Consider the following 13,188-nt stretch of genomic DNA (forward strand, 5'->3'; position numbering starts at 1 on the left):
GCAGTTTTTGAAGGCGGATTTGCGAAGTCATCGAGCGCGCTTGCCGGGATGCCGGCAAGCGCGCTTTTTCTTCGCCTCGTCACTGCTTCTGCGCCGCCGCCTTTCAGATGTTCGGGCACCGGGTGCCGATGACACCCGTGCTGCCCGTAACCAGAATGGTCATGCAATTTCCATCGCCCCACCGGAGGCTGCCAGTCAGACCATCTTCAACACCACTCTGAAACGCGCGTGACCGCTCATCATCCGGTCGAAGGCCTGCGCTGCCTCGGCGAGCGGATACTCTTCGATCATCGGCTTGACACCGGTGAGCGCGCTGAACGCGAGCGTGTCCTGCGAATCGGCCGAGGTGCCGGAGGGCCAGCCTTGCACCGAGTTGCGTCCCATGATGAACTGCACGATCGGCACTTCGACCGGCTCTTCGGAAACGCCGACCATCACGAGCTTGCCGTTCAGGCCGAGACCGCCGAGCGTCGCGGTCATCGCCTTGCCGCTCGTCACCGTGGCGAGTATCAGCTTCGCGCCGCCCAGTGCCTGCAGCTTCTCGGCGACGTTTTCCGTTTTGCTGTCGATGTAGTGATGCGCACCCAGTTGCTGCGCGAGCGGGGCCTTGTCCTGACCGCGCGCGATCGCCACCGTGCGAAAGCCCATCTTGCGCGCGAACTGCACGCCGAGATGACCGAGGCCGCCGATCCCGAGAATCGCGACCACGTCACCAGCGCGCGCGCCGCTATTGCGTATCGCGTTGAACGTCGTGATGCCCGCGCAGAGCAGCGGCGCGGCATCGACGTCGGACAGATCGTCGGGAATGCGCGCCAGGGCTTCGACCGGGGCCACCATGTATTCGGCGTAGCCGCCGTCGTAGCTGATGCCGGGGATGAGGGCGAACTTGCACAGCACGAAGTCGCCCTGGCGGCAGTGTTCGCATTTGCCGCAATGCCCGCCGTGCCAGCCGACCCCGACACGCTGCCCGACCTGCCAGCCCTCGACACCCGCACCGACCGAATCGATCACGCCCGCGATCTCGTGACCGGGCACACGCGGATAGGCCAGGCCCGGCCACAGGCCTTCCTTGGTCATCGCATCGCTATGGCAGATGCCGCAAGCCTGAATCCTGATACGCACGTGACCCGCGCCCGCCTCGGGCACTTCGCGTTCGACCAGTTCGAGCGGGCCGCCGGCCTGCTTCACTTCGACTGCTTTCATCGTGGGCATGATGTTCTTCCTTTCCAGTGACGAACGGGACAAGAGGGGAACAAACTCCAACATGATAGGCCGCGTCCAGGCGGCTCGCCAGAAAGAAGCCGCCGCCGCATGGTTGATGGCGATGACATCCGATGTAATTGGCGAGCCACGCGGCTGCCTCTACTCTTCGACTACCGCGCCGCCGCTCCGATGGCGCACACGTCAAGGAGATACCATGTCCAGCTATCCCGTTCACACGATCGAGTCCGCTCCCGAACAATCGAAACCCGTGCTGCGGAAACTGCAGCAGGCGTTCGGCCTGATTCCGAACATCGCGGCCAAGATGGCGGCTTCACCGGTGCTGATCAACGGCTTCATCGGCCTGTTCGAGCGCGTGCATGCGAGCAGTCTGACCGAACCGGAGATCCAGACGCTGCTGCTCACCAACGCCGTGACGAACGCGAGCGAATGGGCGGTTGCGTTTCATACCGCGCTCGGCTTGAACGCGGGCCTGCGCCGCGCCGATGTCGAGGCGATCCGCCACGGCGGCGTGCCCGACGACACGAGGCTCGCGGCGCTGTCGACGCTCGCGCGCACGCTGATCGAAAAACGCGGCCGCCTCGCCGATGAGGACCGGCAACGCTTTCTCGCGGCAGGTTTCAGCGCGGAGCAGATTCTCGAGGTGGTTGCGGTGGTCGCCGCGTCGACGATCACGAACTACACCGGCAGCGTGACCGAGCCGCCGCTCGAAACGCAGTTCGCCGAATTCGCGTGGCACGCGCCCGCGCGCTGAAGCGATCCCGTTCAGGCATCAACCGGAGGGCAACACCATGAACGTCACGAGTCACGATCCGAAAGTGCAGCCGGGCGATCTCGGCGGTCTGTTGCGCTATTGGCGTGACGTGCGTGGCGTGAGTCAGCTCGATCTGTCGCTCGAGGCCGGCATCTCGCAGCGGCAGATCAGCTTCATCGAAAGCGGGCGCAGCGTGCCGGGCCGCGACACGCTGCTGACGCTTGCGCAGACCCTCGACGTGCCGCTGCGCGAGCGCAATGCGCTGCTGCTTGCCGCGGGTTATGCACCGATCTATTCGGAAGCACCGTGGAATGCGCAGGAAATGCACGGCGTGGTTCGCGCGCTCGAACGGGTCGTGCGTCAGCATGAGCCGTTTCCGGCGCTCGTGATGGACCGCGACTGGAACGTGCTGATGACCAACGACGCGGCCCCGCGCTTCTTCAACTGCTTCATCGACATGACCGCGCGCGAAGGCCCGCGCAACATGCTGCATCTGATCTTCGATCCACATGGCATGCGTCCGTTCGTCGCCGAGTGGGAGGAGGTCGCGCGAAGTCTGTTGCAACGCGTGTATCGCGAGTCGGTCGGTCATGTAATCGGCGCCAGCACGAAGCGTCTACTCGATGAACTGCTTGCGTATCCCGACGTGCCGCGCGACTGGAAGACGCATCATGGCTCTTCCGCGACACCCGCGACGCTGCCGATGGTTCCGCTCGGCTTCATCAGCGAAGGCGTGGTGCTGCGCTATTTCTCGATGGTCACGACCGTGGGCACACCGCAAAACGTGGCCGCGCAGGAGTTGCGCATCGAATGCATGTTCCCCGCCGACGACGCCACCGAAGCAAGGCACCAGCAGCTGTTCGCCGCGCATGCGTCCCCGCAACCTCCAATATCGGCAAACCGTATGCCGTGATATAGCGATGTCTTCGATTTTTTTGGGCGATCATCCGAGCCGATCAGGTCGAGCAATCCGACGCGCCGCTCACTCTCCATGGACAACGGCTCGCGCGTGCAGCTTCTTCGCGGCCGATGTGCAGGCAGGCGCGGGCTCCTTTCCCGGCCTCTATCTGCAAGAACTCGAGAAAATGGCCGACATCGACGCGTCGGCGTTGTTTTCGTAGTGCTTGACCCAGATCAAGCCGCCCGCCACGCCGGGGCTCATGATGTAAGCGCGTGACGCATTACGTTCCCGCCGGCGCTAGCCGACGCGTGACACGACCAGGTTCAGACGCGAACACGTTTGCCGCCACGCATCGTGTTTCATTCCGGCCATAGGAGAAGTCCGTCATGAAAGCACTCGTTTATCACGGTCCCGGCAAAAAGTCGCTCGACGAACGGCCGATACCCGAACTCACGGCGCCCACCGATGCAATCGTCAAAGTCGCCCGCACGACGATCTGCGGCACCGATCTGCACATTCTCAAAGGCGACGTGCCGACCTGCGAACCGGGCCGCATTCTCGGCCACGAAGGCGTCGGTGTCGTGCATCAGGTCGGCGAGGCGGTGAGCGGGCTCGCGGCCGGCGATCACGTGCTGATCTCGTGCATCACCTCGTGCGGCCGCTGCGACTACTGCCGGCGCGGCATGTATTCGCATTGCACGACGGGCGGCTGGATTCTCGGTAACCGGATCGACGGCACGCAGGCCGAATATGTGCGCATTCCGCATGCGCAGAGCAGTCTGTACCGCATTCCGGCTGGCCTCGACGAAGAGGCGCTCGTGATGCTGTCCGACATTCTGCCGACCGGCTTCGAGTGCGGCGTGCTCAATGGCAAGGTTCAGCCGGGCTGCACCGTGGCGATCGTCGGCGCGGGGCCGATCGGTCTCGCTGCGCTGTTGACCGCGCAGTTCTACTCGCCGGCGCAGATCATCATGATCGATCCCGACGCGAACCGGCTCGAGGTCGCGCAACGCTTCGGCGCGACCGCTTGCATCGACAACGCGCGTGCGGATGCGGTCGCGCAAGTGCTGAAGCTGACCGAATCGGTAGGCGCCGACTGCGTGATCGAGGCGGTCGGCATTCCGCCGACGTTCGAGCTTTGCCAGCAGCTGGTCGCGCCGGGTGGAACGATCGCGAACATCGGCGTGCACGGCGTCAAGTGCGATCTGCATCTGGAAAAGCTGTGGGATCGCAACATCGCGATCACGACGCGTCTCGTCGATACCGTCAGTACACCGATGCTGATGAAGACGGTCAAGGCGGGGCGGATCGATCCCACGCGTCTGATCACGCATCGCTTCCGGCTCGACGATATTCTTTCGGCTTACGAGACGTTCTCCCGCGCGTCGAGCACGCGCGCGCTCAAGGTGTTGATCGAAGCGTCATAGACGGTCCCGATTTGATGCTGGACGTTTCGTCAGCGTGAAGGGGTTTGCAACTGATCGTTGGAGCGCCACGTGCCAATTGCAGAGAGCGCAGCCCGTCAAAACACCGCGCCGCCTACGACTACGGTCGCCGCAAGCGGGCGCGTGAGCACCGTGCGCGGCGCGGTCGTCGATGTCGAGTTCGACACGCACGAACTGCCGCCGGTCGATACCGCGCTGTGGATCACGCGGCCGGACGGGACCTCGATCCTCGCGGAAGCGCAGGCGCATACCAGCGAGCGCACGGTTCGTGCGCTGGCGTTGCAGGCCACCGCGGGCCTCGCGCGCGGCGCCGCCGTGCGGGTCGGCGCGGGCCCCATCGAGGTGCCGGTCGGCGACGCGGTGCTCGGCAGACTGCTCGACGTCGCCGGTGTGATGCGCGACGGCGGCGCGCCCGCGCCCGAGACCGTGGAACGCAGGCCGATCCATCGCGCCGCGCCGCCGCTCGCGGCGCAGCGCGGCGCCACGCGGCTGTTTGAGACCGGCATCAAGATCGTCGACCTGCTGACGCCGCTCGCGCATGGCGGCAAGGCGGCGATGTTCGGCGGCGCGGGCGTCGGCAAGACGGTGCTCGTGATGGAGCTGATTCACGCGATGGCCACGCGCTACGGCGGCATGTCGGTGTTCGCCGGCGTCGGCGAGCGATCCCGCGAGGGACACGAAATGCTGTCGGACATGCGCGGCTCGGGTGTGCTGCCGCGCGCCGTGCTCGTCTACGGACAGATGAACGAACCGCCTGGCGCGCGCTGGCGGGTGCCGCTCACCGCGCTGACGATCGCCGAGTACTTTCGCGACGAGCGCGGCCAGAACGTGCTGCTGCTGATGGACAACGTGTTTCGCTTCGTGCAGGCGGGGGCGGAAGTATCGGGGCTGCTCGGGCGCATGCCGTCGCGGGTCGGCTATCAGCCGACGCTCGCGAGCGAGGTGGCGGCGTTGCAGGAGCGGATCGTGTCGGTGGGCAACGCGGCGGTCACGGCGATCGAGGCCGTCTACGTCCCCGCCGACGACTTCACCGACCCCGCCGTGACGACGATCGCCTCGCACGTCGACAGCATGATCGTGCTGTCGCGCGCACTCGCCGCCGAGGGCATGTATCCGGCGATCGATCCGCTCGCCTCGTCGTCGATCCTGCTCGATCCGCTCGTGGTCGGCGCGGAGCACGCGGCGGTCGCCAACGAGGTGCGACGCCTACTCGAACATCAGCGTGAGCTGCAGGACGTGATCGCGTTGCTCGGTATCGAGGAACTCGGCATCGACGACCGGCGCGCCGTGCAGCGCGCGCGCCGTCTGCAGCGCTTTCTGACGCAACCCTTCGCAGTTACCGAGGCGTTCTCCGGACAGCCCGGCAGAACGGTCGCGCTCGCCGAGACGATCGTCGGCTGCAAGGCGATTCTCGCCGGGGAGTGCGACGACTGGCAGGAGCGATCGCTGTACATGGTCGGCGCGCTGGACGAGGCGCGCGACAACGAAGCCCGCGGCAGGTCGACGGCCGCGAGCGCCGTCGCGGCGTGACGAGGAGTGTGCGATGCCCCAGCATGGCCTGTCTCTGACGATCGCGACACCGGCGCGCGTCATGGTCGACGGCTTGCCGGTCGTGTCGTTGCGCGCCGAGGATGAAAGCGGTGCTTTTGGCGTGCGCGTGGGGCATGCGGACATGGTCACGCTATTGAGCGCATCGGTGGTGCGCTGGCGCACGGCGGATGGCGGCGAGCATTACTGCGCGGTCGATGGCGGCGTGCTGATCGTGTCGCGCGGCACGGCCGTCTCGCTTGCGTGCCGTGAAGCGGTGCAGGGCGACTCGCTCGAAGCGCTTGAAGCCGACGTGCGCCGCGCGCGTGCCGCGCAGCTCGACGCGATGCGGCGCGCGCGCGTGGAGCAGACGCGTCTGCACGCGCAGGCCGTGCGCCAGATGCTGCGCTATCTGCGCCCGCAAGCCACACGTGGAGAACCGGGATGACGATGCGGCCTGCTGCCGGCAAGGCAAACGGGAAAACGGATGGCAAACGCGACGAACCAGGCAAACCCGCTGATCGCGTCGCGCAAGCCGCGCAGCGCGCGGCGAGCCGCGAGCGGACCGGGCGCGCGAATCCGGAGCCGTCGCTGGGCGCGCGACTCGGCCAGATCGGCATTCTCGGCTGGACGATCGTGCTGCCGATCCTGCTTTGCCTCGCGCTCGGGCGCTGGCTCGACCGCATCGCCGGTACGCGGGTGTTTTTTGCGGCGCCGCTTCTGATGATCGGCGCGGGCATCGGCCTATGGTCCGCATGGCGCTGGATGCATCGACAGCAAAGGAGAGATCGTGATTGACGCCACCACGTTTCATTTCACCGACACGCTCGCGCTTGCCGCCACGGGAATGGCGGTCGGCTTGCTGAGCGGTGCGCTGCACTTCGCGACGCTGCGCTGGAACGTCGCGTACTTCGCGCGAGGACGCGTGCTGCGCGCCTTCGCGCTGCAACTGGCGCGGCTCGCGCTGACGGCCGCTTTATTCGTCCTGCTGGCGAAAGCGGGCGCGTTCGCGTTGCTCGGCGGCATCGGCGGTTTCCTGTGGGCGCGCGGTGTTGCGCTCGGCATGCGGCGAGCGACGTCGTGATTCATTCGCCGCTCGTCACCGAGCCGCTCGTACGCCTCGGTCCGCTCGTGATCACCACGCCCGTGGTCGTCACGTGGGTGATCATGGCGGTCATGACGGTCGTCTCGCTGTGGCTCACGCGCAAGCTGTCCATCATGCCGTCGCGCGCGCAGACCGTGCTCGAACTGCTGGTCGGCACGCTCGATACGCAAATCCGCGACACGATGCAGACCGAGCCCGCGCCGTATCGCGCGCTGATCGGCACGTTGTTCCTGTTCGTGCTGATCGCGAACTGGTCGTCGCTGATTCCGGGCGTCGAGCCGCCCACCGCGCACCTGGAAACGGATGCCGCGCTCGCGCTCGTCGTGCTCGCCGCGACGCTCGTGTGCGGCGTGCGCTCGCGCGGCTGGCGCGGCTATCTCGCGACGTTCGCCGAACCGGCCTGGGTGATGATTCCGCTGAACGTCGTCGAGCAGATCACGCGCACGTTTTCGCTGGTGGTGCGCCTGTTCGGCAACGTGATGAGCGGCGTCTTCGTGGTCGGCATCGTGCTGTCGCTGGCCGGGCTGCTCGTGCCGATTCCGTTGATGGCGCTCGATCTGCTGACCGGCGCGGTGCAGGCCTACATTTTCGCGGTGCTCGCGATGGTATTCATCGGCGCCGCCGTCGGCGAGTCGCGCGCCGCCGTTCACGACAATCAGAAAGGACCTGCATGAACCTCATCGAAATCGTCAGCATCGCCGCCGCCGCGCTCGCCGTGGCGTTCGGCGCGATCGGGCCCGCGCTCGCCGAGGGCCGCGCGGTCGCCGCCGCGATGGATGCGATCGCGCGTCAGCCCGATGCGGCGGGCACGCTGTCGCGCACGCTGTTCGTCGGGCTCGCGATGATCGAGACGATGGCGATCTATTGCCTCGTGGTCGCGCTGCTGTTGCTGTTCGCCAACCCGTTCGTCAAGTAGGGCGCGCGATGAAAATCGACTGGTCGACGCTCGCGCTGCAGACGCTCAACGCGCTGATTCTGGTCTGGCTGCTCGCGCGCTTTCTGTTCCGTCCGGTCGCGAAGATCATCGCGGAGCGACAGGCGAGCGCGAATGCGCTGACCGGCGACGCGAACGCCGCGAAGCTCGCGGCGCAGGCCGAACGCGAGGCGCTGCGGGCCGAACGGGAGCAACTCGCCGCGCAGCGCGCGCAGGCGTTCGCGACGATCGAGGCCGACGCGCGCACACAGCACGCGGCGCTGCTCGACGCCGCGCGCGACGAGGCCGAGAGGTTGCGCGCCCAGGCGGCCGCGGACCGGCAGCGCGAGCGTGCGGCCCAGGCCGAAGCCGCGTCGGCGGCGGCCGCGCGGCTCGCCGTCGACATCGCGGGCAAGCTGCTCGACCAGTTGCTCGACCGGTCGCCCGAGGACCTGCGCGTCGCCGGGTTCATCGACGGACTCGCGGACGGCGTGCGCCGGTTGTCGCCCGGCGCGCGCGCCGCGCTTGCCGGGGACGTGCCGCTGCGTGTTAGCGCGCCGCGCGCGTTGACGCCGGACGAGCGCGCCGCGTGCGAAACGGCGCTCGCGGCCGCCTTCGCACAGCGCCTCGAATTCGATACCGACATCGACCGCACGCTGCTTGCGGGGCTCGAACTGTCGGGGGCGCACGCCGTGGTGCGCAATAGCTGGCGCGATCAGCTCGACCAGATTCACGGTGAACTGCTTCGCGACGATGGCCACGCGCGCTGACAACGCCGACGCGTGGCTCGCGCGCAAACGCGCCGCGCTCGCGCGCGTCGCGCTCGAACCGCGGGCGGCGAGCATCGGCCGCATCGAACAGATCGCCGATGGCATCGCGTTCGTGTCGGGTCTGCCCGACGCCGCGCTCGACGAGGTCGTCGAACTCGAATGCGGCGTGCGCGGCTTCATTCATTCGCTCGACGCGGCGAGCGCGAGCGTCGTGCTGCTCGATAGCGGCGACGCGGTGCGGGCCGGCATGCGCGTCGCGGGGACCGGCAGCGTGCTCGACGTGCCGGTCGGTGACGCGCTGCTCGGCCGCGTCGTCGATCCGCTCGGCCGGCCGCTCGATGGTGGCGAGGCGGTGGGGACCACCACGCGTTTGCCTGTAGAGCGCGCGGCGCCCGCGATCATCGAGCGCGACTTCGTCAGTGAACCGCTGCAGACGGGCGTGCTCGTCGTCGATGCGCTGTTCGCGATCGGGCGAGGGCAGCGCGAACTGATCATCGGCGATCGCGCGACGGGCAAGACCTCGCTCGCCGTCGAGGCGATCGTCAATCAGAAGCACAGCGAGGTGATCTGCGTGTATGTCGCCGTCGGGCAGCGCGCGACGGCGGTACAGCGCGTGATCGATGCCGTGCGCGAACATGGTGCGTTCGAGCGCTGCATCTTCGTCGTCGCGTCGGCGGCCGCGCCGCCCGGACTGCAATGGATCGCGCCGTTCGCGGGTGTGTCGATCGCCGAGTTCTTTCGCGATCGCGGCCAGCACGCGTTGATCGTGATCGACGACCTGACCAAGCACGCGGCGACGCATCGCGAACTCGCGCTGCTCACGCGCGAGCCGCCCGGACGCGAGGCGTATCCCGGTGATATTTTCTATCTGCACGCGAGACTGTTGGAACGCGCGGCGAAACTGTCGCCCGCGCTCGGCGGCGGTTCGCTGACCGCGCTGCCGATCGCCGAGACCGACGCCGGCAATCTGTCGGCCTACATTCCGACCAACCTGATCTCGATCACGGACGGACAGATCGTGCTCGACGCCGCGCTGTTCGCCGCGAACCAGCGGCCCGCCGTGGATGTCGGCCTGAGCGTGAGCCGCGTCGGCGGCAAGGCGCAGCATGCGGCGCTGCGCGACGTCGCGGGCCGCTTGCGGCTCGACTACGCGCAGTTTCTCGAACTGGAGATGTTCAGCCGCTTCGGCGGTCTCGCGGACGCACGCGTTAACGCGCAGATCGAGCGGGGCAAGCGGATTCGCGCGCTGATCACGCAGCCGCGTTTCAACGCGTTGCGCGTCGCCGATCAGATCGCGTTGCTTGCGGCGCTCGCCGCTGGCGTGTTCGACGGCGTCGCGCCGGAGGTGGCGACGTGGGTGCGCGACAAGCTCAGCACGGCGGACGACGTGCACACTGACGCGGCCCCCGCGGCGTGGCTGCGCAACGCGCTCGACGACACGCTGCGGGACAGTCTGAGCGGGCGCATTCGCGCGCTCGTCGAGCGCGCAACGCACGAACCCGCGGGCGCGACGCAAGCGGCAGGAAACCCCGATGACCAGCAAGCTCGGTGAGATCGAAAGCCGTACCGCTTCGGCGAGGCAGATCGAAACGGTGATCGGCATCGTGCTGGGACGTGCACGCGCCACAAGTGGTATCCGTCCCGGGGACGTGGCAAAGCCAGGGGGCATGGGATGGCGCCCCGTTGCACGATCGAGGGCGAACTGCGCGCCTGAATGAGCACGGCCAGACGACAAAACCCGCCGCGCATGTCGGATTCGCGACGGGCTTGGTGAAGCGCCGAATGCGCGCAATCAGTCACTCCGCAAAACGCGTCACCACCGCGGCGCCGACCGTTTCCAGTTTGACGAGCCCGGGTTTCGCGCCGATCGGCAGCACGGTGCGGCCCAACGACTCGTTGATGATCTCCGCCGCCGACAGATAGAACGCCAGCAGCGCGGTCAGCAGTCCGCCATAGCCTCCCGCGTGCCGCAGTGTCGCCGAACCGGACCATTCGCCGGCCGCGAGCAGAAAGAACGTTACCCACAGCGCGACGAACACGCCCTGCAGCGCGCGCGACGAGCGGAACGTCGCGATCCACATGTAGAACGTGAAGACGCCCCACAACAGCAGATACCAGCCGACGAACGCGGCCGGTACTTGCTCGTGCAGGAACAACGCAAACAGCGCGAACGACCACCAGAACGCGCCATAGCTCAGAAACGCGGTGGCGCCGAACGTGTTGCCGCGCGGAATCTCCATCAGTCCGGCAACGATCTGCATGCTGCCGCCGAACGCGAACGCGACGGCGAGCACGAGACCGAGCGAGCCGCCGCTGAACCAGCCGGCGTTGATCATGCTGAGCAGCCACGTGGTCAGCGCGAAAGCCGCAAGGCCGAGCGATGCGGGGTTGGGTGCGGTGGGTTTCATCGTGAAGTCTCCTGAATCGATCCGGGGGGGCTTACTCGTGGTGGCCGAACTGCTGCAGCACGGCGGGGTTTTCGACGGTGGACATGTCCTGCGCGAGCGTTTCTCCCTTCGCGACCGAACGCAGCAGGCGCCGTACGACCTTGCCGGAGCGCGTCTTCGGCATGCTGTCGCCGAAGCGGATTTCCTTCGGCTTGGCGATCGGCCCGATTTCCTTGCCGATCCATGCACGCAGCTGATCGGCGATCTTCTTCGCTTCGGCGCCTTCCGGGCGCGAGCCCTTGAGCACGACGAACGCGACGATGGCTTCGCCGATGGTCTCGTCGGGCCGGCCGACGACCGCGGCTTCCGCTACCAGCGGATGCGCGGCGAGCGCCGATTCGATTTCCATCGTGCCCATGCGGTGGCCCGAAACGTTCAGCACGTCATCGATGCGGCCGGTGATCGTGAAGTAGCCGGTCTGCGGATCGCGGATCGCGCCGTCGCCCGCCAGATAAAGTTGGCCGCCCAGGTCCGCGGGGTAGTAGCCGCTGCGGAACCGCTGCGGATTGCCCCAGATCGTGCGCAGCATCGACGGCCACGGCTGCTTGATGACCAGCAGACCTGCCTGGCCGTGCGGCAACTCGCAACCGGTTTCGTCGACGATCGCCGCCTCGATGCCAGGCAGCGGCAACGTGCACGATCCCGCGACGAGCGGTGTTGCGCCCGGCAGCGGCGTGATCATGTGGCCGCCCGTTTCGGTTTGCCAGAAGGTGTCGAGCACCGGACAGCGCCCGCCACCGACTTCGCGCGCAAACCACTCCCACGCGCTCGGATTGATCGGCTCGCCGACGGTGCCGAGCAAACGCAACGAGTCGAGGTCGAAGCGGCGCGGATGCACGCCGCTGTTCGTCTCGGCGGCCTTGATTAGCGAGCGGATCGCGGTGGGCGCCGTATAGAAGATGCTGACCTTGTGCCGCGCGATCATCTCCCAGAACCGTCCCGCGTCCGGCCACGTCGGCACGCCCTCGAAAATCACCTGGGTCGCGCCGACCGCGGTCGGGCCGTAGCAGATGTAGCTGTGTCCCGTGATCCAGCCGATGTCGGCCGTGCACCAGTACACGTCGTCCGCGCGGAGGTCGAAGGTCCACTTCATCGTGACGGCGGCCCACAGCAGATAGCCCGCCGTGCTGTGCTGCACGCCCTTCGGCGTGCCGGTCGAACCGGACGTGTACAGCACGAACAGCGGATGCTCGGCACCGACCCATTCGGGCTCGCAGGTGTCGGGTTGGGCCGCTTCGAGTTCGTGCAGCCAGCAGTCGCGCGGTTCGTCCCACAGGATCGAGCCGCCCGTGCGCCGATAGACGATCACGGTATGGATGCCGCCGGTGCCTGCCATTTTCAGCGCTTCGTCGACGACGGATTTCAACGGCAGGTTCTTGCCGCCGCGCATCTGCTCGTCGGCGGTAATGACGGCGACGGCGCCGACATCGACCATCCGTTCATGCAGCGACTTCGCCGAGAAGCCGCCGAACACGACCGAATGCAGCGCGCCGATGCGCGCGCAGGCCTGCATCGCGACGACGCCTTCGATCGACATCGGCAGATAGATCATCACGCGGTCCCCACACGCGATGCCGCGCGCGCGCAGCGCGTTCGCGAGGCGGCACACGCGCGCATGCAGTTGCCGGTAGGTGATGGTCGTCACGCTGCCGTCGTCGGCCTCGAAAATGATGGCGGACTTGTTGGCATTGCCGTCGTGCAGATGACGATCGAGGCAGTTGTACGACGCGTTCAACAGACCGTCGTCGAACCATTTGAAGAACGGTGCGTTCGATTCGTCGAGTACCTTGGTGAAGGGCCGGTGCCAGCTCAGATGCTCGCGCGCGAGCCGCGCCCAGAAGCCGTTCCGGTCGTTGCGCGCTTCGTTGACGAGCGCTTCGTAGGCGGCCATGCCGTCGATGGCCGTGTCCGTCAGAAGCGGCGGGGTGGCCGTTTCCGGCGCTTGATGGTTGATGGCGACAGTGGACATAGTCTCCTCGGTGGCTTGAATGAGTGAAATGGGACGGGCACACCGCGACTGCCGATATCCAACGATCGGCGGCGCGGCTGCGCGCATGACTCGAACAGTGCTCTGGATGTCGCGACCAGTGTGTTGCGGGAAGCAA

General features: G+C 67.1%; 14 protein-coding genes. 11 read left to right on the forward strand and 3 right to left on the reverse strand.

Annotated elements, in window-relative coordinates:
- Nucleotides 1-195: 195 nt before the first annotated feature.
- Nucleotides 196-1,212, reverse strand: a complete 1,017-nt coding sequence (locus tag HDG33_RS04585) for an alcohol dehydrogenase (protein WP_184022783.1) — start codon at nt 1,210-1,212, stop codon at nt 196-198.
- A gap of 205 nt (nt 1,213-1,417) precedes the next feature.
- Here HDG33_RS04585 and HDG33_RS04590 point away from each other — a divergent pair, with 205 nt between their 5' ends.
- The 11 genes from HDG33_RS04590 to HDG33_RS04640 all read left to right on the forward strand — a co-directional run bounded on the left by HDG33_RS04590 (nt 1,418) and on the right by HDG33_RS04640 (nt 10,188).
- Nucleotides 1,418-1,975 carry a carboxymuconolactone decarboxylase family protein gene (locus HDG33_RS04590; protein ID WP_184022784.1) on the forward strand — a complete coding sequence of 186 codons (558 nt, stop codon included), beginning with the start codon at nt 1,418-1,420 and terminating at the stop codon, nt 1,973-1,975.
- Between the two features lie 37 nt (nt 1,976-2,012).
- On the forward strand, nt 2,013-2,888 hold the full coding sequence (locus HDG33_RS04595; RefSeq protein WP_184022785.1) for a helix-turn-helix domain-containing protein: 876 nt from the start codon (nt 2,013-2,015) through the stop codon (nt 2,886-2,888).
- A 374-nt stretch (nt 2,889-3,262) separates the two neighbouring features.
- A complete protein-coding gene (locus HDG33_RS04600) occupies nt 3,263-4,303 on the forward strand; it encodes a zinc-dependent alcohol dehydrogenase family protein (protein WP_184022786.1) in 1,041 nt (346 codons plus the stop codon).
- 69 nt (nt 4,304-4,372) lie between these two features.
- On the forward strand, nt 4,373-5,851 hold the full coding sequence (atpD, locus tag HDG33_RS04605) for a F0F1 ATP synthase subunit beta (protein ID WP_409258964.1): 1,479 nt from the start codon (nt 4,373-4,375) through the stop codon (nt 5,849-5,851).
- 13 nt (nt 5,852-5,864) lie between these two features.
- Nucleotides 5,865-6,296 (forward strand): F0F1 ATP synthase subunit epsilon, encoded by a 432-nt coding sequence (locus tag HDG33_RS04610; protein WP_184022787.1) that lies wholly within the window; start codon nt 5,865-5,867, stop codon nt 6,294-6,296.
- Complete coding sequence (locus HDG33_RS04615) at nt 6,293-6,646, forward strand: AtpZ/AtpI family protein (RefSeq protein ID WP_409258965.1); 354 nt, start codon at nt 6,293-6,295, stop codon at nt 6,644-6,646. The genes HDG33_RS04610 and HDG33_RS04615 overlap by 4 nt, the downstream gene beginning before the upstream one ends.
- On the forward strand, nt 6,639-6,932 hold the full coding sequence (locus HDG33_RS04620) for an ATP synthase subunit I (protein WP_311540827.1): 294 nt from the start codon (nt 6,639-6,641) through the stop codon (nt 6,930-6,932). Before HDG33_RS04615 ends, HDG33_RS04620 begins: the two co-directional genes overlap by 8 nt.
- Nucleotides 6,929-7,627 (forward strand): F0F1 ATP synthase subunit A, encoded by a 699-nt coding sequence (locus HDG33_RS04625; RefSeq protein ID WP_184022788.1) that lies wholly within the window; start codon nt 6,929-6,931, stop codon nt 7,625-7,627. Before HDG33_RS04620 ends, HDG33_RS04625 begins: the two co-directional genes overlap by 4 nt.
- Complete coding sequence (locus tag HDG33_RS04630) at nt 7,624-7,869, forward strand: F0F1 ATP synthase subunit C (RefSeq protein WP_090805166.1); 246 nt, start codon at nt 7,624-7,626, stop codon at nt 7,867-7,869. The genes HDG33_RS04625 and HDG33_RS04630 overlap by 4 nt, the downstream gene beginning before the upstream one ends.
- An 8-nt stretch (nt 7,870-7,877) precedes the next feature.
- Complete coding sequence (locus HDG33_RS04635) at nt 7,878-8,636, forward strand: F0F1 ATP synthase subunit B (RefSeq protein ID WP_184022789.1); 759 nt, start codon at nt 7,878-7,880, stop codon at nt 8,634-8,636.
- Nucleotides 8,620-10,188 carry a F0F1 ATP synthase subunit alpha gene (locus HDG33_RS04640; RefSeq protein ID WP_184022847.1) on the forward strand — a complete coding sequence of 523 codons (1,569 nt, stop codon included), beginning with the start codon at nt 8,620-8,622 and terminating at the stop codon, nt 10,186-10,188. Before HDG33_RS04635 ends, HDG33_RS04640 begins: the two co-directional genes overlap by 17 nt.
- 244 nt (nt 10,189-10,432) lie before the next feature.
- Here the strand turns inward: HDG33_RS04640 and HDG33_RS04645 are convergent, their stop codons facing one another.
- Nucleotides 10,433-11,044, reverse strand: coding sequence for an acetate uptake transporter (locus HDG33_RS04645; protein WP_184022790.1), 612 nt, complete (start codon nt 11,042-11,044; stop codon nt 10,433-10,435).
- A 31-nt stretch (nt 11,045-11,075) separates the two neighbouring features.
- The gene (gene acs, locus HDG33_RS04650; RefSeq protein WP_260330320.1) at nt 11,076-12,974 is read right to left on the reverse strand and encodes an acetate--CoA ligase; all 1,899 of its coding nucleotides are present in this window, start codon (nt 12,972-12,974) and stop codon (nt 11,076-11,078) included.
- Nucleotides 12,975-13,188 lie beyond the last annotated feature (214 nt).

Source organism: Paraburkholderia sp. Cpub6 (assembly GCF_014201065.1).
In the GTDB taxonomy this organism is placed as follows: Bacteria; Pseudomonadota; Gammaproteobacteria; order Burkholderiales; family Burkholderiaceae; genus Paraburkholderia; species Paraburkholderia tuberum.